Origin of the sequence: Microcystis sp. M20BS1 (assembly GCF_020245305.1) — a bacterium.
In the GTDB taxonomy this organism is placed as follows: domain Bacteria; phylum Cyanobacteriota; class Cyanobacteriia; order Cyanobacteriales; family Microcystaceae; genus Microcystis; species Microcystis ichthyoblabe_A.
Genome location: NZ_JADBUZ010000061.1, coordinates 52,686 through 71,669 on the forward strand (window position 1 = coordinate 52,686; position 18,984 = coordinate 71,669).

An 18,984-nucleotide genomic window follows, 5' to 3' on the forward strand; every position below is an offset into this window, starting at 1 on the left:
GTAAAGACTTAGGAACCCTAGAAAAAGGTTCATCTATCAGTTATCAGTGACCAGTTATCAGTTATCAGTGACCAGTTATCCGTTATCCGTTACAGCCTTTCTCGTCAAGATGAAGTATAACTCAATTTGGTATTGACGACCAGCGACCGGCTCCCCAAAAGGAAAACTTCGTACCTCACCATTAAGATAACTGTTAGAGCAGATTTGAGTTTTCAGTCCACTGATTACTGTTTACTGATCACTGAACTAGAGGACTCGATTAAGCTTGCCGCTTTGATAACCTTCTAGATCGAGGGTGACATAGATAAAGCCTAATTTTTGCAGATCAGCGACTAATTCGCTTAAATTTGTCCGATTAATAAAGTCGGGAATTTCCGCTGCCGGTAATTCAATCCGTGCCGTATCGCCGCTCGATCGCACCCGTAATTGACGATAACCTAATTTTCGCAGATAAATCTCCGCCCGTCCGACTCTTTGCAATTTCTCCAGGCTAATTTCCTCCCCGTAGGGAAAACGGGAACTTAAACAGGGTTGCGCCGGTTTATCCCACCAAGGTAAATTTAAGTAACGGGATAGTTGACGAACTTCGCTTTTTGTGATAGCAATTTCCGCCAAAGGTGAACGAGCGCCGCGTTCCCTAGCTGCTTGAATCCCGGGACGATAATCCCTTAAATCATCAGCATTAACGCCATCGATGACGTAGGAATAACCACGAGCTAGAGCAAGGGGTTTAAGGGTGTCGTGTAGCTCACTTTTGCAGAAATAACAGCGATTAACGGGATTACTGGTGTAATTAGGGTTATTCATTTCCTCGGTTTCCACCAATTCATGTCGAATACCGATATAATCGGCCTGAGCGATCGCTTCTTCCAATTCTTCCGGCAGTAGGGAGGGGGAAACCGCCGTAATTGCCAATGCTTGACTCCCTAGCAAATCATAGGCCACTTTGGCCACTAGGGTACTATCCACGCCCCCAGAATAGGCAATCAGCGCTTTTTCGCTGGTTTGTAAGAGGTTTTGTAATTGTCCGAGTTTATCAAGTAATTGACTGTCCATGGCGGCGATTTTAGCAACTGGTTTAGGGAGACCGTTTTTCATTATATGCCGTGCCGTAATTAATCAGGGCTACCCCTCGATTAATAGACTAACTAAACGAGGTGATAAATTGTGATCGAAAAGTAATTTCATTAGTTAACTAAAATGGTTTGACGTTCACGCTCGGCGGCATAACTCAAACAGGCTAAAATATCCGCCTTGGTTAAGTAAGGAAAATCTTCTAAAATTTCCTCATAAGTCATTCCCGAAGCCAGATAGGAGAGAACATCATAAACAGTAATTCTCATTCCTCTAATACAAGGTTTTCCGCTCCTTTTTCCCGGTTCTATGGTAATAATATCTTTGTATGACATAATGTTGATTAACTGGTGATCAAATCTAAAATTGATGATAGCATTTCGGGACAACCCCTCTGTAGTTGCCCCTGCCAAGGATAATTTATCCCCGACGACGAAGGGAAGCGGCACCCAACGCACCAACAGCGATTAAACTCACTATACCACTAGGTTCGGGGGTTGAAACCGTTGGAGCAGGAGTGATATCCCCATTAAGAGCCACAAACCCACCCCCGGCAACATTAGCGGAGTTATTAGCATAGAACCAGATAGTGGAGGAGTCAGCATTCAGTCCATAGAGACGGAACTGCACCGGTCCGGTTTGGGGTGCTAAACTGCTTAGGTCAAAGCTGTAGGTATTAAAGCTAGTTGTTAAGTTCACTTGTGTCCCTAAATTATTGGTGAACCCATCAACACTAGAGCGCAAGACTAAATCTAGCCGCGTTTCATCCCGCCTCGCATTGAGTTGCAAGTCAGTAAAATCGACTTGAAAACCTGCACTAGGTTGTACGGCAAATTCGACATATTGGCCGGTATTAACAGTGCTATTTCCATTCCACCGATCCGGCGATGTACCAACAGTAGAACCCAAGACGAAATCTGGCTGAACCCGGCGATCTATCCCAGCAGTGTTTAACCCCGTGCTGGTTATATTCGCACCTACATTATCCGCCGCTTTGGGATAGGTTGCGGTAGCGGCATTAAATGAATTCCAACCGGCTACTATTGCCGCTTGAGCAGGAGCAACCCCGGCTAACCCCATCAGAGTCAAGGGGGTTAACATTGTCAGTAATTTTTTCATAGATTTGATGACAGTAATAAGACAAAATTATGATCATATTTAACGCTAGTTTTGCGCCAATACTCTGCAGCGGAGACTATCACAAAAAAAGGGGGGGGTCAAGGGTTATTTAATCATAATTTTTTATTGATTTTTATATTTAAGATAGTTTTGGATTATATAAATATTTTTGACTGGTTGCAAGGTTATAGCTGGCAACGCAGATAAGCGAGGTTCTACCTCTACTTATTTCTTTGACCGAAATGATCACCTTCGCTCCTAGGTTCCCCCGCAATAAATTGACCTGGTGCATCTTACATTTGCAGGAATACCGACAATCAGCAATTATACTAAATCCGTTGAGTATAGGCTACTTATAAAGGAGAGAACCTCATGCAAAAGGGGGAATAAATAATCAGTTTTTAATAACCAGATTTAGTATTAGCTTGTTGGCGAATTTTATCTTTAATATAGTCGGGAATAGGGCTAGGATTCATGCTTCTAATGGTGAAATTAATCCTCTTTTAACCGCTTCATTTAATCCTTGTGCCTTCTTTAACAAGTTTATTTGATAAATTTGCATCAATGACCAAAGTTCCCTATTTTCAAAGGTTGATAAATCCCCCTCTTGTTGTTGATTGAGCAACTCGCTTAATCTTTGATCCTGTTCTGATGCCATTTGTAATTGAGTTAATTTGATAATTTCTTCATCTGATAATGAATTTAGGGATGAGATTTTTTGGCCTTGATAATTGGGACTAATAGAAAAAGCGATCGCTTCTACTAATATATCATTAAGATCACGGTTAATTGAATGGGCTAAGGATTGAGCTAGATTAAAAATCTCATCAGGTAGGGTTAAAGTAATTGAAATGGCCATAAGCCTTTTTTATGTGGGGTTATAGAGATATTATGATTATACCTCAAATTTTTGTTACCCATAGGGATAAACTGGTTCAAAAGTAACAGAATAGCTTCTTTAAGCTTCTTTTATCAACCTCAGATTTCGAGGCAAGATTTACCGATAACTTAACTCACGGCAAGACTGATTAAATTTCGATATAAAATATATTGTCCTAAAGCTATTTCAAAATATCTCATAGGTGAGGGACTTAAAAAGCTTTTGATTTCCACAACAATTTTACGTCCATTTCTTTCAGCAGCCAAAGGTTTTTCTGCTGCTAAATCAGCAAAAATTCAACATCTTTATATTTAATTTTATAAGGATCAGCTAAAATAGTCCAACCGTCTTTAATTAAGGCATTTTTCACGGCTTCATGGTAAATATCTTTTGCTGGCATGGTTCTAAAAAAGTAATTTCATTAGTTATATTTAATTTTATTAACAATCCTAAGTCTGATAAAATCGGTGATCAAATCTAAATCAGTTATCGACTCTGGTTCAAAAGTAACAGAATAGCTCATTTAAGGTTCTATCCCATATATTTTATCCACCTCAGCTGCGGGAATAGTCGCTCTTCCTTGTAATCTTTTTTGTTGGATTTATAATAACTTTTCTTTAGCGGAAAAAACAGTTATAATTCTTTGACTGGCAGTAGGAGTTAGTATCCATAGTCTGGGAATATTTTCTGATAATAAGGGTAAGGGTTGTTGATGACGGTGAGCTTCTCTTTGTAATTGTTCCCGCACAGTAAACAGTTTAGATAAACAGGCAATAATGCCATCAATCGTGACCGGATTGCGATAGGGTTCCAATAAACAAGGGGTTTGAGCTAATTTGCCCAATAGGCCTAATTCGGGCGGTATTTCTGGGGAAGTCGGTCGAAAATACACATCGATTTCTTGAGTTTCTGCCGTCACATCAAGGCTAGTTTTCACGTCACCGGAAGAAGAGAGAAAGGTTTCGAGGTAGTCTTTCACTAAATTTATCCCAAAGAAAGCGAGTCAAGACCTAAGTTATTAAATCAATGATGATGATTATTTTATCATCTTCAAAGCTTATTTATTAGTTCAGCCAATTAATTAAGTCAGCTTGAGTCTCAAAGTCTAGTAATGCTTCTCCTAAGTCTTCTAATTTTTCTACTGAGAGTTTTTGAATAGTTTCGGTGATATGCGGGGGCAATTCACCAAAACGTCGCTTTAGTTGACGTAGCACTAACTTGGATGCTTCTTTTTGAAGTCCGATAGCTTCTCCTTGTTGAATCCCTTCGATTCTACCTTTTTGAAGTCCGATAGCTTCTCCTTGTTGAATAGCTTTTTCTCTATCTTGTTCGTATAAAGGGGCTAAACGCATGATAAATTTTCTCTCCTCCTGGGTTCTTTTGGGTAAGGCTTGCAAGTTCCTACTTAAATTGTATAATAATTTTAAGGAAGCTGATTTAAAGGGATGACTAGGAGACAAGGACTCTAATTCATCAATCGCTCTGCTTCTGGTTCCTCCTCTACCTAATAATCTTAACCAAAGGGTTTCAGGGGTTTCAGGTAATTGATGCAGGACAATAATGGCTGTGGTTAATGCTGGAGGTAAAAAATAAATTCCTTCTCCCCAATCTGGATGATTGAGAGCGGAAAAAGCAGTTATAATCCTCTGACTGGCCGTAGGAGTTATTATCCATAGTCTAGGGATATTTTCTGCTAATAAGGGTTGTTGATTGCGGTGAGCTTCTCTTTGTAATTGTTCCCGCACCGTCAACAGTTTAGATAAACAAGCGAGAATTCCCTCAATCGTGACCGGATTGCGATAGGGTTCCAATAGACAAGGGGTTTGAGCTAATCGGCCTAATAAACCTAATTCGGGCGGTATTTTGGGGGAAGTCGGTCGAAAATACACATCGATTTCTTGAGTTTCTGCCGTCACATCAAGGCTAGTTTTCACGTCACCGCAAGAAGCGAGAAAAGTTTCGAGGTAATCTTTACTAAATTTATCCCAAAGAAAGCGAGTCAAGGCTGAAGTGATTCAATCAATGATGATGGTTATTTTATCATCTTCAAAGCCTGATTAGGAAAATTGGCAGCATTGCAGCTTTAGTTACAGATTTTTCCTAGTTTTTGCGCTAGAAATGAAAAGTTAATCAGCAAAAAACGCGCTCGACGAATGAAACCGCAAATCATCGTCTGTGGATTAGGTCGCACGGGTTATAAAATCTTTTGTTTACTCAAACAACAATCTGCGGCAGTAGTAGCGATTAGCGATCGCCAAATGGTCTGCGAATACCAGTCTGATATTATTATCGGCGATCCCTGCTCTCCTAAAACTCTCCTGCAAGCTGGTCTCCCGGATGCAGAAACCCTAGTTTTGGCCATCGATAACGACGCACTCAATCTGGAAATTCTCACCCGCGCAAGGATAATTAACCCGAAAATTCGGATAGTTAACCGACTATTTAACGAAACTTTAGGAGAAAGACTCGATCAAACCCTCCCTGCTCACGTTAGCATGAGCGTTGCTTCCCTAGCAGCCCCGATCTTTTCCTTTGCTGCCCTTGGTAATAAAGCTATCGGTCAATTACAGCTATTCGATCGCCTTTGGCCAATTCAAGAGATAATTATCGAGGAAAATCATCCTTGGTGGGGATTACCCCTCTACGAACTTTGGGACGATCCGGCCCGGATGTTAATCTATTATCTCCCCGCTCACGACGAAATCGATCTGGTTTCAGCAGTTCTTTTAGGCAAAAAACTCGCAACTGGCGATCATCTCATTATCGGCAATAAACCGACAATTAAGGCAAAACAGCGTTTTAAACTGCAAAAGTGGCTGAGAAATCTACTCAATCTCCGTCCCTATCAGCACTATGTCCAACCGGTAATTCTTGTCACCCTTTCTCTCCTGGGGATGATTTCCCTTGCTACCATTACCTATCTCAGCGTTAATCAAAAAATTTCCCTCGTCGATTCCCTCTATTTTTCCGTCGGGATGATTACCGGTGCCGGAGGTAACGAAAAAGTGGCCGAATCTACCCCCGATAGTATCAAAATTTTTACCGTGGTCATGATGATTGTCGGTGCGGGGGTTATTGGTATCTGTTATGCTCTCCTCAACGATTTTATTCTCGGTAGTCGCTTTAAGCAGTTTTGGGATGCTACCCGCATTCCCGTCCGCAATCATCACATTATCTGTGGTTTAGGAGGTATCGGCACCCGCATTGTGCGACAATTGCACGACCAAGGCTGTGAAGTGGTGGTGATCGAATCGGACCCCAATAATCGATTTTTGCATTCCGTGCGCTCCTGGGGAATCCCCGTTATCATCGAGGATGCGCGTCTAGTGGCTACCCTAGAAACCGCTAATATTAACAACGCCGAATCTTTGATCGTGGTTACTTACGAGGATATGATTAATGTGGAGATTGCCCTCACTGCTAAAGCGATCGCTCCTAAAATTAATCTAGTTTTACGATGCTCTCAGGAACAATTCGGGCGATCGATTCAAGAGGTTTTTGATTTTGATACGGTATTATGTCCCCGGGATCTAGCTACCTATTCCTTCGCTGCGGCCGCTTTGGGCGGTAGAATTCTCGGTAATGGCATGACCGATGATCTCCTCTGGGTTGCTTTGGCTACATTAATCACACCTAATCATCCTTTTATGGGGCAAATTATCAAGGAAGCGGCGATGAATGCCGATTTTGTGCCACTTTACTTAGAAAAACAAGGTCAAACTATCCACGGTTGGCAATTACTAGAAATCACTCTCGATCAAGGTGATATTCTTTATCTAACTATGCCGGCTATGCGTTTACAACAGGTTTGGCAAAATACTTCCCTAACTATTCCCCAATCTTTCCCCGATTTAAAATGATTTCTGGTCTTAATTATCTGAGCAAAGCTAGTTATCGCTGTATCTTGAGTTTAGGCAGTGCCGGCAGTATTTTAAGTCTCGCTAGTGCCAGCAGCATTTTAAGTCTGGTTAGTATCGGCAGTATGCTCAGTATTGGCAGTGTCGGCAGTATTCTTAGTATTGGCAGTGTTGGCAGTATTCTCAGTGTCGGCAGTGTCGGCAGTATATTTGGCATTTTTCAATATCATTCTCTGCCTAACTATCCTGAGTAGTTTTAATGAACTAATTCTCACCGCTTCTTTGTCGATGGCGGTTTTTTGAGTTTAAACTGTGGGGCGATCGCTTTTTATCAAAATAGAATTAGAACGGCGATCGCAGTTTTTCTGAGGTGAGAAAAACTTTTTAAGAGCAAACTATCGTTAATTTGATTGTATGTACTATAATTGAGTCGTTAAATTTAAACAAAATACTATACTGTCCTCATCGAGGTTATTGTTGATGAAATCAGAGTATGATCTCGCTAATATGAAAAGTCGTCCTAATCCTTTTGCTCAACAACTCAAGCGGCAGGTCACTTTACCTTTAAGGATTGATGTCATTGATTTCTTTGAAAAAAAAGCAAAAGAAAAAGGAATTTCTTATCAGGAACTAATTGATTTATATCTTCAGGATTGTGTGACAAACGACCGAGAACTCACTTTTTAGCGATCGCTTTTTATGAAAACAAAATAGAAAAAGCGATCGCCTTGTGATCATCAGTTAATAAAACAATAAAGTTCGGGGTCAGGTATTCAGGTTTGCTAATTGTTCCTGAATATTAGCTTCAGTAGAGAGTTTTTCGGATTTTTCCCATAGATCCTTGAAGATACTTTTATCTGTCTCGACAACTCTTGTTTGATAGGAAATATAACCTGTTTCTGTTTGACCATTCATAATTCTTCTCGCTGTAAAAGAATTTCTTGGAACAGATAAGTTTTCGCTAATCAATAGGTTGGTATCATCCCAACAATAGCCTTCTTCAACATCTTTGGCTTTTTCCTGACAAATCCAAGCAACTTCTATGCCAGAGTTAAGTTGTTCCTGAATCACCTGTAAATGCTTTGGATTCCGAGCTTCAGGAAGAATAAAGACTCGTTGAATAGAAATCCCTCTTTTTATTAGTTCTTGGTTCACTTCCCAGAATTTTTGACCAAGGGGATTATCCCACCAGATGCAATCTGTCATGGAGTGAACAGCCAAGATTCGAGATTGACTTTTAGGATCAATGTGTTTGAGTAGTTGAGCAACCTTTTCTAAACGGGATTCGCCGCTAATTTCAATGTTAATTTCAGGCATAATTGTGTTAGTCAAAATTGTGCCATCAAGGAGGGTTAGATTATTTTCATCTAATTTAACATCGGTCAAGTTAGCTCCCGTTAGATTAGCTTTGCTCAAATTGGCATGACTCAAATCGGCTCCTGTTAAATCAGCATTAGTTAAATTACCCCCCGAAAGATTAGCCTGACTGAAGTTACATCCCATCAATTTTGCATCGGAAAGATTGGCCTCACCATCCATTAAATTGACTTGGCTGAAATTCAGTCCATGAAAATCTCGTCGGCCAATTTTGTACAAATATGTCAATTCTTTCGTGCTATGAATATCGGGGTGATATTCATCGGGTGCATAAACGGCAATCATCGCTTTGACGTAGGCGAAAAAATAAGCCTTGAGAATATTTTCATGGGTGTGGATGGTAATAACTTCTTTACCATCATACTCGACCGCCACCTTGACAGTTACGTCTCCTTGTTGACCTTTTTTTAAGTTGGCCAAATAGACAGATTTAAGGTCATGTTTAATTTCAACTAAATGAGCTATAGCCTCATTAAAAGCAGTAAAAAGTGCATCTACTGAACCTTTTTTAAAGGCTGATTCAGTGTAACGCTCTTGGGTTTTTGTATTACATAGAATAACTGTCGCAGCAGTTAAATTGTTATTAGCACAAAGAATTTCAAAGTTCTCAATTTTCCAGCCTTGAAAAAGCAAAAGATTATCTTCAAAGAATAAGTTTTGTTGAGGCTCGTTTTCTAAAAGCTGGTTGAGTTTTACTTTTTCATTTTCCATTGCCGCTTTACCGAGATTTTTGAGAGTTCTTTCGATAGAAGCTGGCGAGGTATCTTCCCCTAAAGACTGTAAGAATAGGGAAGGGGAACCCACAAAAGGATACCCACTGGCAATGAATTCTCGATCTCTGATGGTGATAATACCTGCTACGCTATACTTTCTGGCAATCTCAACTTGAATTGCCGTTTTTAAGTTAACGTTAGGATATTTTTCTAGGTCAATTTCTTTCAAGTCAACTTGACCGACGTTAATCTTACTCAGAAGTTCAATGATCGAACGATTGGCATATTCTTGAGATTTAAGATTTTTGATATTATGCCAAATTTTGATTAATCCTATTTCGCCAATGTAAGGATTAATTTTCCCCTCTAAAACAAGTCCCATAACCCTAGTAGCTTCCCTGTTAAGAGTCGTCTTATTTCGTAATAAAAACTCTTCAATCAGATCAGCATCAATTAAGACTTTCGGAGCTTGAGAATTGTTATCTTTTGATTGGAATACCTCTAAGTTATCCAGAAAAAAATCAATATTTATACTAGGATGATCAGTCACTTTACGCAAACTAAGCTTAATTTCGTACTGCACAAAATCATCAGATTCTTTTTCTAGATTATTTCTCAAATCCCAAAGTTTTTTAATCACTTGAGGCTCAGGATATTCTCCTAATTTTCTTATGATTTCAGCACGGATATCGCTATCCTGTTCCTTTTCTAGTTGAGCTAACAAACCATTAGTGACCGATGTTGGTATCTCGCACAATAACTCTGTGTTTTCCATTTTTAAATCAATCTCCTTGATTGGTGGTCTTCTCATCCGCACTAATTTTGTCTGACAGTAAAAGACTGCTCTGTTTGAGAATTTTCAGCGTAGCGTGTTGGCAAAACTCTCACTAATTCATCGTCATTAATGTCAAGAAGATAGCCCTTTTTAAAGAGAATCCTTCTTAGGGAAGTAATTCCCAGACGATCACTTTCATCTAAATCAAGATAAAGTTTAAGATGGGATCCTAGATTTTTGTTGAAATCTGCGTTTAGATTTTTGCCGCTGCTATGATTGAACATTTCAGCCAAATCATCGGCGGAATAAAGTCCTGTAGCCGCCAGATAGAAAAGAATTTCGTATTTTTCAGATAGGGGTTCGATTTCTGCCAATAAAGCTTCTAGTTTGGGTATATCCAAACCACAGTTTCTTGCCTGCTTTTGGGCATCACACAGTGATGGGGGCATTGACGAGAGCGTCTTCATGGCTGTATTACAGTTTCTTGCCTGCCTTTCGGCATCGGATAGGTTTTGGGGCATTTCGGATAGGTTTTGGGGCATTGACGAGAGCGTCTTCATGGCTGTATTTTCGAGCTAGTTAGCATATTTTGAAATGGAGTACCAACAATTATTGTTTAATGATAGCAACAATTATTGGTTTAAATGGGCAATATTTGTTGGTTTAAATGGGCAATATTTATTGGTTGATATCCTTACAGTAAGTGATTACTATTGTGGATACCATTGAAGAAAATAGAGCGATAGTAAAAAACAGTACAAAAAAGCTGGTCGAGTGTTGCCGCACTGCCCAGCCTGAATTAAATAAACGTTCTACCTATCGCTTCCCGTCTTTATTATCTCCACCCTGACGTTTTGCTAGTTCGTTGATGGTGTAGATAAAAACGTAGTCATAGGGATGAATCTTCCCGACAGCTACGCCGTAAGCAAGGGAGCTTAGGAGCATGACAGTGAGTAAGTTCTTCATATTGATTGACCTCCTGGCTTCTTGAGTCCACTTACTAAGGTTTTTAAGTCTCCTGGTGGGCTAATTGAGAGGGTTAATCCCGATGATGCGAAGCTAGGAGAGGGACAGTATCCTCGCGGGTGCTGGCCCTTTACTCATCATTATCATCCCCGCATAGTAGCCCATGAGGGTAGATTGAGTCAAACTAATAATGTTAGGGATTCCTGACACGAGGAGCAAAACACTACTAGGCAAAAACAAAGATCCTGATCAAATCAACTCCCACCTTAGCCATGAAAACACTTAGCCACAAAACAGAAGATTTGAGTATAGCCGATGTCTCATCCGATTACCCCGATCAATGGGTGGTCGTAGAGATCACTGGGTGCGACAAATATGGCTGGCCAGAGAAAGGTAAGGTTATTGGGTATTCAGACGACAAAAGTAAGCTGATACAAGAGACTAAACATTTGAAGGGAGACTTGTATTTGTTTTATACAGGTCTTGTTGACGGTGGTAGGGTTGCTTAAAAATGTTAGAATCCATACAAAAAACACAATCTCCTTTAGCTTTGGCCCCTGCGTTGGCAGCTGCCATTAAACGAGGCGAAGAAGCGAAGAAGCGGTTCCTATCTAAGCAAGGCGGAACCTTAACCAGCGCTGAGGTTTGTCGTGTTTTAGCCTGTAGTTCTTTGGAATTAGAAACTATGAGGCTCAATCATCGGGTCTTAGGTTTATCTGTCAACGAGGAATTAGTTTATCCCGCTTGGCAATTTGTTGATGGCAAAGTTTTGTCAGGTTTAGACCAAGTGTTAGCCGTTTTAAAAGAAGACGGTGCTTGGACACAAATGCTCTTTCTGCTCACGGGTGATATTCGTTTAGAGGGAGCAACCCCGCTAGAAAAACTCCAAAAGGGAGAAATCGATCCAGTGGTTTTGGCCGCTAAGTGCTACGGGAGTCATAGCGCAGCGTAATGGGTTTGCCTCCTTTTCCCCTCCCACCAGACGATTTTAGTCAGCGTCAATTGCCCGTCATTGAAACCCCAGGCCCCTGGCTAAGATTAAATAAAACCGGACACCTTTCTAGTCTTCATTTTGACCGCAGTGGTAGCGGTCGTTTCGATGGGCCAAATCAGGGCTATGGGCTTCTCTATGTGGGTGATGAGTACAGTACCTTTATTGAATGTTTTGGCCGAACATTTGACGGAGCCGTAACCGTTACAGCCCTAAGAAATAGAAATCTTTTTAGAATTAGAAGTGATCGCACTTTACTGTTGGCCGACTTAACGGGGCCGGCCCTTGTTCGCATAGGAATAGATGCCCGCATTTCTTCTGGTGATTATGAATATTGTCGGACTTGGGGGCAGGCAATTTGGGAACATCCCCAAGGAGTAGATGGGATTAGATACCGTTCTCGTCATGATGATAGTGTCTATTCCGTTGGGCTTTTTGATCGGGTTAGAAACCATTTGCAAGAAGACAACTTAGGTAATTTATACGATGATAATTCATCCTGTTTAAGTGAAATTTTGGAGCATTATGATTATGCTCTTCTTCAAGAATAAGTATATTTTTGCAATAGGTGCATCTCATTTTTGTCAATCTACCAATTGGGATTTTTACGGGGAAACTCTCTTTTAAAATCGGGCATTACTTCCGATTTTATCACTCAATCCAAGCCTTTGGGGGGTTCTACCCCCCAAACCCCCCGTTGGGGGCGTGGCGCCGCCCCCAAACCCCCCGCGCATTAGCTTTTCGGTGGGATGCTTACACGCGATTGTTCATATTTTTGTACCAATTTAAGAGTCACTGATAAGTGCTGATTGTCGGTATTTCTGCAAATGTGAGATGCACCCTTTGCAATCAGACGCAATCTCCCCTATTCAGAACGGCCAAGTGTTAGGGAATTTTCTGTTAAGTTAATAGCAGCCCACTCGTCGCAAAACTTCAGTGATCAGTAATCAGTGATCAGTAATCACTGATTACTGATCACTGATCCTCTTGCCCTATTTTGGTAAAATCAACTATAATGGGGAGAAGTTAATCTTTGCCAAGCTTGAGCAGAGTTAAACTAATCCCTCAGTGAGCAAGCAATTGAACCCTATGCTTAAAATTGCCCTTTTTGGAACCAGTGCCGATCCTCCTACTGCCGGTCATCAAGCCATACTAAAATGGTTATCGGAACAGTACGATATTGTTGCGGTTTGGGCTGCCGATAATCCCTTTAAAAATCATCAAACCAGTCTCGAACATCGTCTGAGGATGTTAAATTTGCTCATCCGGGATATTCAACCCCCAAGAGATAATATACAACTGCGACGAGAATTAAGCGATCGACGTAGCTTAATTAGTGTGGAAAAAGCGCAAGCAATTTGGGGAGAACAGGAGGAATATACCCTAGTCATCGGTTCCGATTTAGCTGGACAAATTAGGCACTGGTATCGTAGCCAAGAATTACTAGAAAAAGTCAAAATTCTTGTGATTCCCCGTCCAGGTTATCCTATTAACCAAGATGATATTGAACAACTGCAAACATTAGGGGGTGATTGTCTGATTGCCGATGTCTTTGCTCCGGCTGTATCCTCAACAGATTATCGAGAAAAAGGCGATAAACAGGCTGTTCCTGCACCGATTAAAGATTATATCGAAGGTCAAAAACTTTACGCATGAAACCGTCAAACACCCTAGCTAATAAATCTCTAGCTGATTTTAAAGTGGGAGTTGATAACGTGATCTTTTCCGTTGATACCCAATTAAATCGGCTGCTGGTGCTTCTGATTAAACGACGGGAAGAACCTTTTAGTAATTACTGGAGTTTACCCGGGACTTTAGTGAGAAATGGGGAATCACTGGAAACGGCAGCCTATCGAATTTTAGCCGAGAAAATTAGCGTCAATAATCTCTATCTGGAACAGTTATATACTTTTGGCAGTCCAGAGGGAGATTCCCCGGCAGCGGCCGAGAGTTTTGGGAAACGTTATCTATCGGTGAGTTACTTCGCTTTAGTGCGGTTTGAAGAAGCAAAGTTAATCACTGAACGGGATTATAATATCACTTGGTATATGATTGATAAAGTGCCAGATTTAGCCTTTAATCACGGTCAAATTTTGGAATATGGCTGGCAAAGATTACGCAATAAAGTAGAATATAGTCCCGTCGCTTTTGAGGTTTTACCAGAATTATTTACTTTAAATGATCTTTATCAATTTTATGAGACAATTTTAGGTAAAAATTTTAGTGATTATTCTAACTTTAGAAATCGGCTATTGAAATTAGGATTTCTCAAGGATATGGGTTTAAAAGTCTCTCGTGGTGCCGGTCGTCCTGCTAGTTTATATCGCTTTGATGAAAAAGCTTTTGCTCCCTTTAAAGAGCAACCGTTAGTTTTTGTTTAAATAGGAAAAAATATGAGAATTGCTATCGCTCAATTAAATCCCATTGTTGGAGATATCGAAGGAAATGCCCAAAGAATTTTAGAGGCCGCTCAAACGGCATTTAATCAGGGAGCAGAATTACTTTTAACCCCGGAATTATCCCTCTGTGGTTATCCTCCCAGAGACTTATTATTAAATCTGGGTTTTGTGGAGAAAATGTCTCGACAATTGCAATTATTGTCCCAACAATTACCAGAAAAGTTAGCCGTCTTAGTCGGTTTTGTCGAAAAAAATCCCTCGGCAACGGTCAGAGGAGAAAAGCCGTTATTTAATAGCATAGCTTTGCTAAAAAGTCAAGAAATTAAACAAATTTTTACTAAACGTTTATTGCCTACCTACGATGTTTTTGATGAGGATCGTTACTTTGCTTCTGGGAAAGAAAGTCAATATTTTCAACTAACAGAAAATAATGTAAAAATTGGGGTAACTATCTGTGAAGATGTTTGGAATGATGAACAATTTTGGGGTCAACGTCAATACGCGGTTAATCCCATCGCCGATTTAGCTAATTTGGGAGTGGATTTAATCGTTAATCTTTCCGCTTCTCCCTACAGTGTCGGTAAGCAAAAATTGCGAGAATCTTTATTATCCCATAGTGCCACTAGATATAATTTACCTATAGTTTATGTCAATCAAGTGGGAGGTAATGATGATTTAATTTTTGATGGTGACAGCGTGGCTTTTAACCGACAAGGAGAAGTGATTTATCGCGCCCAAGCATTTACTTCTAGCCTAGAGTTGATCGAGTTTAATCAGGATTTGTTACCCGCAGTTATTCATCCTTTACCTGTCGATGAAGATGAGGAAATTTATCGAGCTTTAGTCTTAGGAGTGCGAGATTATGTGCAGAAATGCGGTTTTAAACGGGTAATTTTCGGCTTGAGTGGTGGCATTGATTCCAGTTTGGTTGCCGCTATTGCCAGCGACGCATTAGGTAAAGAAAATGTTCTCGCTGTGATGATGCCTTCTCCCTATAGTTCCGACCATTCCATTAGCGATGCAGTGGCTTTAGTTAATAATTTAGGTATCAAAAGTGAGAAGTTAGCAATTAAAGAAATTATGACTGCTTATGATCAACTTTTAGAGCGGCTTTTCGCTGGGACTGATTTCGGTATTGCTGAAGAAAATCTTCAGTCACGCATTCGCGGTAATTTATTAATGGCCCTCTCTAATAAATTCGGTCATTTACTATTATCCACTGGCAATAAATCAGAAATGGCGGTGGGATATTGCACCCTTTACGGTGATATGAATGGTGGTTTAGCAGTGATTGCTGATGTGCCGAAAACCCGTGTTTATTCCCTCTGTCGCTGGTTAAATCGGCACGGGGAAATTCTTCCCCTCAATGTGATTAATAAAGCTCCTAGTGCTGAATTAAAACCCAATCAGAAGGATCAAGATTCTTTACCTCCCTACGAGATTTTAGATGCTATTTTAGCACTATTAATCGATCGCCATCAATCCGCCGAACAAATTATCGCCGCCGGCTTTGAGGCTGAAATTGTGCAGAAAGTGATTAAATTAGTTAAAAATGCCGAATTTAAGCGCAAACAAGCCCCTCCTGGTCTAAAAATTAGCGATCGCGCTTTTGGCACTGGTTGGCGAATGCCTATCGCTAGTCGTTGGGGTTAGGGGGGTTATCAGTTATCAGTTATCAGTTATCAGTTATCAGTTATCAGTTATCAGTTATTAGTTATTAGTTATTAGTTATTAGTTATTAGTTATTAGTTATTAGTTATTAGTTATTAGTTATTAGTTAAGTATCTAAGCAAAATTAATTAAACATTTCGATAAAGCTTTTGCCTTTTGCCTCCTGCCTTTTGCCTATCCTAACCAATAAATTAATTTTGCACAACTACTTATAAGATGTGAGTTATCAGTTATCATTGATTAGTGATTGGTCACTGATTACTGATTACTGATTACTGATCACTGTTTACTGATTACTGTTCACTGAAAGGGGTATTCGTGAGAGAGGAAGGGTAAGGGGATTAATTCTCCTGTTGCCTCGCCGATTTGTACTTTTAAACCCTCTCCTCCCGCTTTTGTTTTCACATAACCCAAGCCAAAATCCTCCAGCACACTGGTGAGTAAACCGACTTTTTGCGCTTCTAAAATAATCGGGGTATTGCTGGGGACGGGTTGGCTGAGTTTTATGCCCCAAAGTCTTTGTTTTACGCCTTTATAGGTGTTGAGACGGGCGATAGTTTCTTGACCAATATAACAGCCCTTATCAAAGACAATCGCTCGCCATAAACCGGCCTCTAAAGGGTTATAGTCTTCGGTTAATTCTCGATCGACTGCCGGTCGGCCCTGATGGATTCTCAGGTATTCCCACACCTGCTCATCTGCGGGAGTAACGCCATTTTTTATTAAATTTTCCCAGAGGAGACCGGCTTCGGCGGCGGCAACGATTAAAGTATATCCGGGCAGATCTAAGCCGGTACCGACGGCCACTCTCAGGGGGGGGTCAGAAAGGAGATAATGACTATGCTGCACCCCCGTTAAAATCTGCTCTGGAATGGCGATTTTTTGCAGGTATTGCCCGCTTTTAGCACCGATTAGGGTGACAATGGCAAAATTATCGGTTAAGTCGCTAATTTCCACTTTATCGAAGGGGAAAATATAGCGATCGATCAATTCCAGTAAAAATTGACGACGTTGGGGAGAAACGAGGATGAGGAGGGAGTCATCGCCAGAGTAAACTGTGACAAAATCGAGAGTACGACCGGTAGAGTTAAGGAAAATTGTCTCACAACCCTGACCCGGTTTCAGGCGATCGATAGCGTTACTGGTTTGATTGTGGAGAAAACGCAGTCGGTCCTGGCCTTTTAATTCTAATAAACCCCAATCGGAGCGATCGATTAAAATTGTTTGGGATGCTAAATTTTGGGGATCATTGTGGTAATCTTTCAGAAAATTAGCGGCATACTCTGCCTTGATCGTTTCTAAATCTGCTTTCATTGGGGTAAATTAGCGAATAATTGCTTAATAATGCGCTCGGTTTTTGTTTCCAAACTCTGCCAATCTAGTTCACCGGTGGGGTCGAGGAGACTGGTATCGATGGTGACGCTCTCTCCCTCATCGGTGGGATAATCGAGAAAACAGACTTGAAAACAAAGTTCCCAAATATTTACAGTAACGGAGCGATCGAGATAAGTCAAACAGAGCAGATAACTGGGATAGGGATCTTGAATTTCTGTATAAGTTCCTTTCCAGAGGGAATTTTCTAACTGTTTACGCAGATTATCCAGCACCCGAATAAATGCCGGCTGCATTAATAATTGTGCCTGTTCCCAAGCGGTAATATCTTTAAATTTTGGATTCATCTTATCAGTTATCAGTTATCAGTTATCAGTTTACTGTTTACTGATAACTGATAACTGATTTAGGCTGTTACTAGGGTTGCTTCCTTAGCTGCCATCATTTTCATCAGGTCTAACATCCGGCAGGAGTAACCCCATTCGTTATCGTACCAAGAGACGACCTTAAAGAAATTGGCATTAAGTTGAATGCCAGCTTTAGCATCAAAGATACTGGAATGGGGGTCGGTGATAAAGTCACTCGATACCACTTCCTCATCGGTATAACCGAGGATACCTTTCATCGGTCCTTCGCTGGCGGCTTTCATAGCGGCGCAGATTTCCTCGTAACTGGTGGCTTTTTCGGTTTTAAAGGTTAAATCCACCGCCGAAACGTTGGGAGTTGGCACACGGAAGGCCATACCGGTTAATTTGCCTTTTAGGGAAGGAATAACTAGGGTTACTGCTTTGGCTGCTCCCGTGGAGGAGGGGATAATATTTTGACCAGCGCCGCGACCACCGCGCCAATCTTTTTTCGATGGACCATCCACGGTGGGTTGAGTGGCGGTCATCGAGTGTACCGTGGTCATTAATCCTTCCGCTAGTCCGAAGTTATCGTTAATAACTTTGGTGATCGGGGCTAAACAATTGGTGGTACAACTAGCGTTAGAGACGATCAGATCCTTAGCGGGATCGTACTCATTATCGTTAACTCCTAGTACAATAGTACGAATCTTGTCGGGGTCTTTGGTGGGTGCGGAGATAACCACCCGTTTGGCCCCAGCTTCCAGGTGTTTTCCGGCCCCTTCGGCGGTGGTAAATAAACCGGTGGACTCGACCACATAATCGGCCCCGGTTGCACCCCAAGGCAGTTGAGCGGGGTCTTTAATCGAGTAACAGGGGATAAACTTACCATCGACGACGATGCCATCTTCTTTTGCTTCCACCGTACCCTGAAAACGTCCGTGGGTGGAGTCGTATTTGAGCAGATAGGCAATATTATCGGGGGGGACGAGATCATTGATACCAACAAACTCGAAATCAGGATTTTGGATACCCGCCCTAAAAACGAGGCGACCGATACGACCGAATCCGTTGATGGCGACTCTTACTTTTGTCATGAAAAAAACTCCTTTGCAGCTGCGATAAGCTTAGGCACGATCAAGAAACAATAATTTGAGAATTGATTGGCCTCTAGAGAATCACTATATATGCTAATCAGCTTTTGTTGCTCGCTAGATGAAGTATAGAAAGATTTTAAGTTTCAGTGCTTCAAAAGCTATCCTAGTAGTCCTCACCACTGGCATCGAGAAGGCCTAATTAGGCTCTTCCCGACAAACTAGGGTGTAACCCTATAGTATTTTGGGAAAAGCTGACATTAAAAAATAATTAAAATTTTTCTGAGAATTATTGATACCTAAGTTAAGAAGATATTAATATGCCTTTAAAAGCCATTTAAAAACCCCGCCCGACTGACATAAATTCCCCTAGCCGGATTGGCAAAATATAG

Annotated in this window: 21 protein-coding genes and 1 pseudogene; 9 read left to right on the forward strand and 13 right to left on the reverse strand. The window is 41.0% G+C overall.

Annotation, left to right across the window (positions count from 1 at the left end; genetic code table 11):
• Nucleotides 1–246 precede the first annotated feature (246 nt).
• From larE to IM507_RS06315, 7 genes and pseudogenes are all read right to left on the reverse strand, one after another.
• Complete coding sequence (gene larE, locus IM507_RS06285; RefSeq protein WP_002740227.1) at nucleotides 247–1,056, reverse strand: ATP-dependent sacrificial sulfur transferase LarE; 810 nt, start codon at nucleotides 1,054–1,056, stop codon at nucleotides 247–249.
• Nucleotides 1,057–1,187: 131 nt separating this feature from the next.
• Nucleotides 1,188–1,409, reverse strand: a complete 222-nt coding sequence (locus tag IM507_RS06290) for a DUF433 domain-containing protein (RefSeq protein WP_002750124.1) — start codon at nucleotides 1,407–1,409, stop codon at nucleotides 1,188–1,190.
• Between the two features lie 85 nt (nucleotides 1,410–1,494).
• Entirely contained in the window at nucleotides 1,495–2,193 is a 699-nt protein-coding gene (locus IM507_RS06295; RefSeq protein WP_069474795.1) for a PEP-CTERM sorting domain-containing protein, read from the reverse strand.
• Between the two features lie 472 nt (nucleotides 2,194–2,665).
• The gene (locus IM507_RS06300) at nucleotides 2,666–3,052 is read right to left on the reverse strand and encodes a hypothetical protein (RefSeq protein WP_002739795.1); all 387 of its coding nucleotides are present in this window, start codon (nucleotides 3,050–3,052) and stop codon (nucleotides 2,666–2,668) included.
• A gap of 161 nt (nucleotides 3,053–3,213) precedes the next feature.
• Nucleotides 3,214–3,473, reverse strand: a pseudogene (locus IM507_RS06305) (element excision factor XisH family protein); the annotation flags it as partial.
• Nucleotides 3,474–3,674: 201 nt separating this feature from the next.
• Entirely contained in the window at nucleotides 3,675–4,052 is a 378-nt protein-coding gene (locus IM507_RS06310; RefSeq protein WP_002739479.1) for a hypothetical protein, read from the reverse strand.
• 85 nt (nucleotides 4,053–4,137) lie between these two features.
• Nucleotides 4,138–5,076 (reverse strand): DUF4351 domain-containing protein, encoded by a 939-nt coding sequence (locus tag IM507_RS06315; protein ID WP_123231016.1) that lies wholly within the window; start codon nucleotides 5,074–5,076, stop codon nucleotides 4,138–4,140.
• Between the two features lie 150 nt (nucleotides 5,077–5,226).
• Here IM507_RS06315 and IM507_RS06320 point away from each other — a divergent pair, with 150 nt between their 5' ends.
• The 3 genes from IM507_RS06320 (at nucleotide 5,227) to IM507_RS06330 (ending at nucleotide 7,617) form a co-directional block, all read left to right on the forward strand.
• The gene (locus IM507_RS06320) at nucleotides 5,227–6,933 is read left to right on the forward strand and encodes a potassium channel family protein (protein ID WP_103111507.1); all 1,707 of its coding nucleotides are present in this window, start codon (nucleotides 5,227–5,229) and stop codon (nucleotides 6,931–6,933) included.
• Complete coding sequence (locus IM507_RS06325) at nucleotides 6,930–7,184, forward strand: hypothetical protein (RefSeq protein WP_002750132.1); 255 nt, start codon at nucleotides 6,930–6,932, stop codon at nucleotides 7,182–7,184. The genes IM507_RS06320 and IM507_RS06325 overlap by 4 nt, the downstream gene beginning before the upstream one ends.
• 226 nt (nucleotides 7,185–7,410) lie before the next feature.
• A complete protein-coding gene (locus IM507_RS06330) occupies nucleotides 7,411–7,617 on the forward strand; it encodes a UPF0223 family protein (protein ID WP_002750139.1) in 207 nt (68 codons plus the stop codon).
• A 78-nt stretch (nucleotides 7,618–7,695) separates the two neighbouring features.
• Here IM507_RS06330 and IM507_RS06335 read toward each other — a convergent pair whose 3' ends face one another.
• From IM507_RS06335 to IM507_RS06345, 3 genes are all read right to left on the reverse strand, one after another.
• A complete protein-coding gene (locus IM507_RS06335; protein ID WP_287636780.1) occupies nucleotides 7,696–9,795 on the reverse strand; it encodes a pentapeptide repeat-containing protein in 2,100 nt (699 codons plus the stop codon).
• Between the two features lie 41 nt (nucleotides 9,796–9,836).
• Nucleotides 9,837–10,262, reverse strand: coding sequence for a hypothetical protein (locus IM507_RS06340; RefSeq protein WP_465246290.1), 426 nt, complete (start codon nucleotides 10,260–10,262; stop codon nucleotides 9,837–9,839).
• Nucleotides 10,263–10,611: 349 nt separating this feature from the next.
• Nucleotides 10,612–10,740 carry a hypothetical protein gene (locus IM507_RS06345; protein ID WP_256378106.1) on the reverse strand — a complete coding sequence of 43 codons (129 nt, stop codon included), beginning with the start codon at nucleotides 10,738–10,740 and terminating at the stop codon, nucleotides 10,612–10,614.
• A gap of 293 nt (nucleotides 10,741–11,033) precedes the next feature.
• Between IM507_RS06345 and IM507_RS06350 the strand changes: the two genes are divergently transcribed.
• The 6 genes from IM507_RS06350 (at nucleotide 11,034) to IM507_RS06375 (ending at nucleotide 15,804) form a co-directional block, all read left to right on the forward strand.
• A complete protein-coding gene (locus IM507_RS06350) occupies nucleotides 11,034–11,270 on the forward strand; it encodes a hypothetical protein (protein WP_106909911.1) in 237 nt (78 codons plus the stop codon).
• Between the two features lie 2 nt (nucleotides 11,271–11,272).
• A complete protein-coding gene (locus tag IM507_RS06355) occupies nucleotides 11,273–11,713 on the forward strand; it encodes a hypothetical protein (RefSeq protein ID WP_123231018.1) in 441 nt (146 codons plus the stop codon).
• Nucleotides 11,713–12,303, forward strand: coding sequence for an RES family NAD+ phosphorylase (locus tag IM507_RS06360; RefSeq protein WP_123231019.1), 591 nt, complete (start codon nucleotides 11,713–11,715; stop codon nucleotides 12,301–12,303). Before IM507_RS06355 ends, IM507_RS06360 begins: the two co-directional genes overlap by 1 nt.
• Before the next feature lie 538 nt (nucleotides 12,304–12,841).
• Entirely contained in the window at nucleotides 12,842–13,408 is a 567-nt protein-coding gene (locus IM507_RS06365; RefSeq protein ID WP_002743664.1) for a nicotinate-nucleotide adenylyltransferase, read from the forward strand.
• Nucleotides 13,405–14,133 carry an NUDIX hydrolase gene (locus tag IM507_RS06370; protein ID WP_123231020.1) on the forward strand — a complete coding sequence of 243 codons (729 nt, stop codon included), beginning with the start codon at nucleotides 13,405–13,407 and terminating at the stop codon, nucleotides 14,131–14,133. Before IM507_RS06365 ends, IM507_RS06370 begins: the two co-directional genes overlap by 4 nt.
• 12 nt (nucleotides 14,134–14,145) lie before the next feature.
• Nucleotides 14,146–15,804 carry an NAD+ synthase gene (locus IM507_RS06375; protein WP_123231021.1) on the forward strand — a complete coding sequence of 553 codons (1,659 nt, stop codon included), beginning with the start codon at nucleotides 14,146–14,148 and terminating at the stop codon, nucleotides 15,802–15,804.
• Between the two features lie 318 nt (nucleotides 15,805–16,122).
• Here the strand turns inward: IM507_RS06375 and ygfZ are convergent, their stop codons facing one another.
• Genes ygfZ through gap form a run of 3 tightly spaced genes read right to left on the reverse strand, consistent with a single transcriptional unit; the run spans nucleotide 16,123 to nucleotide 18,595 of the window.
• Complete coding sequence (ygfZ, locus tag IM507_RS06380) at nucleotides 16,123–17,136, reverse strand: CAF17-like 4Fe-4S cluster assembly/insertion protein YgfZ (protein ID WP_287636781.1); 1,014 nt, start codon at nucleotides 17,134–17,136, stop codon at nucleotides 16,123–16,125.
• Nucleotides 17,133–17,501 carry a hypothetical protein gene (locus IM507_RS06385; RefSeq protein ID WP_002743680.1) on the reverse strand — a complete coding sequence of 123 codons (369 nt, stop codon included), beginning with the start codon at nucleotides 17,499–17,501 and terminating at the stop codon, nucleotides 17,133–17,135. The genes ygfZ and IM507_RS06385 overlap by 4 nt, the downstream gene beginning before the upstream one ends.
• Nucleotides 17,502–17,560: 59 nt before the next feature.
• Nucleotides 17,561–18,595, reverse strand: a complete 1,035-nt coding sequence (gene gap, locus IM507_RS06390) for a type I glyceraldehyde-3-phosphate dehydrogenase (protein ID WP_052277988.1) — start codon at nucleotides 18,593–18,595, stop codon at nucleotides 17,561–17,563.
• Nucleotides 18,596–18,984 lie beyond the last annotated feature (389 nt).

Bases quoted from the DNA above. Each gene is read 5' to 3' on its own strand.
- larE (WP_002740227.1), bottom strand. From the start codon at position 1,056: ATGGACAGTCAATTACTTGATAAACTCGGACAATTACAAAACCTCTTA.
- IM507_RS06290 (WP_002750124.1), bottom strand. From the start codon at position 1,409: ATGTCATACAAAGATATTATTACCATAGAACCGGGAAAAAGGAGCGGA.
- IM507_RS06295 (WP_069474795.1), bottom strand. From the start codon at position 2,193: ATGAAAAAATTACTGACAATGTTAACCCCCTTGACTCTGATGGGGTTA.
- IM507_RS06300 (WP_002739795.1), bottom strand. From the start codon at position 3,052: ATGGCCATTTCAATTACTTTAACCCTACCTGATGAGATTTTTAATCTA.
- IM507_RS06320 (WP_103111507.1), top strand. From the start codon at position 5,227: ATGAAACCGCAAATCATCGTCTGTGGATTAGGTCGCACGGGTTATAAA.
- IM507_RS06325 (WP_002750132.1), top strand. From the start codon at position 6,930: ATGATTTCTGGTCTTAATTATCTGAGCAAAGCTAGTTATCGCTGTATC.
- IM507_RS06330 (WP_002750139.1), top strand. From the start codon at position 7,411: ATGAAATCAGAGTATGATCTCGCTAATATGAAAAGTCGTCCTAATCCT.
- IM507_RS06335 (WP_287636780.1), bottom strand. From the start codon at position 9,795: ATGGAAAACACAGAGTTATTGTGCGAGATACCAACATCGGTCACTAAT.
- IM507_RS06340 (WP_465246290.1), bottom strand. From the start codon at position 10,262: ATGAAGACGCTCTCGTCAATGCCCCCATCACTGTGTGATGCCCAAAAG.
- IM507_RS06345 (WP_256378106.1), bottom strand. From the start codon at position 10,740: ATGCTCCTAAGCTCCCTTGCTTACGGCGTAGCTGTCGGGAAGATTCAT.
- IM507_RS06350 (WP_106909911.1), top strand. From the start codon at position 11,034: ATGAAAACACTTAGCCACAAAACAGAAGATTTGAGTATAGCCGATGTC.
- IM507_RS06355 (WP_123231018.1), top strand. From the start codon at position 11,273: ATGTTAGAATCCATACAAAAAACACAATCTCCTTTAGCTTTGGCCCCT.
- IM507_RS06360 (WP_123231019.1), top strand. From the start codon at position 11,713: ATGGGTTTGCCTCCTTTTCCCCTCCCACCAGACGATTTTAGTCAGCGT.
- IM507_RS06365 (WP_002743664.1), top strand. From the start codon at position 12,842: ATGCTTAAAATTGCCCTTTTTGGAACCAGTGCCGATCCTCCTACTGCC.
- IM507_RS06370 (WP_123231020.1), top strand. From the start codon at position 13,405: ATGAAACCGTCAAACACCCTAGCTAATAAATCTCTAGCTGATTTTAAA.
- IM507_RS06375 (WP_123231021.1), top strand. From the start codon at position 14,146: ATGAGAATTGCTATCGCTCAATTAAATCCCATTGTTGGAGATATCGAA.
- ygfZ (WP_287636781.1), bottom strand. From the start codon at position 17,136: ATGAAAGCAGATTTAGAAACGATCAAGGCAGAGTATGCCGCTAATTTT.
- IM507_RS06385 (WP_002743680.1), bottom strand. From the start codon at position 17,501: ATGAATCCAAAATTTAAAGATATTACCGCTTGGGAACAGGCACAATTA.
- gap (WP_052277988.1), bottom strand. From the start codon at position 18,595: ATGACAAAAGTAAGAGTCGCCATCAACGGATTCGGTCGTATCGGTCGC.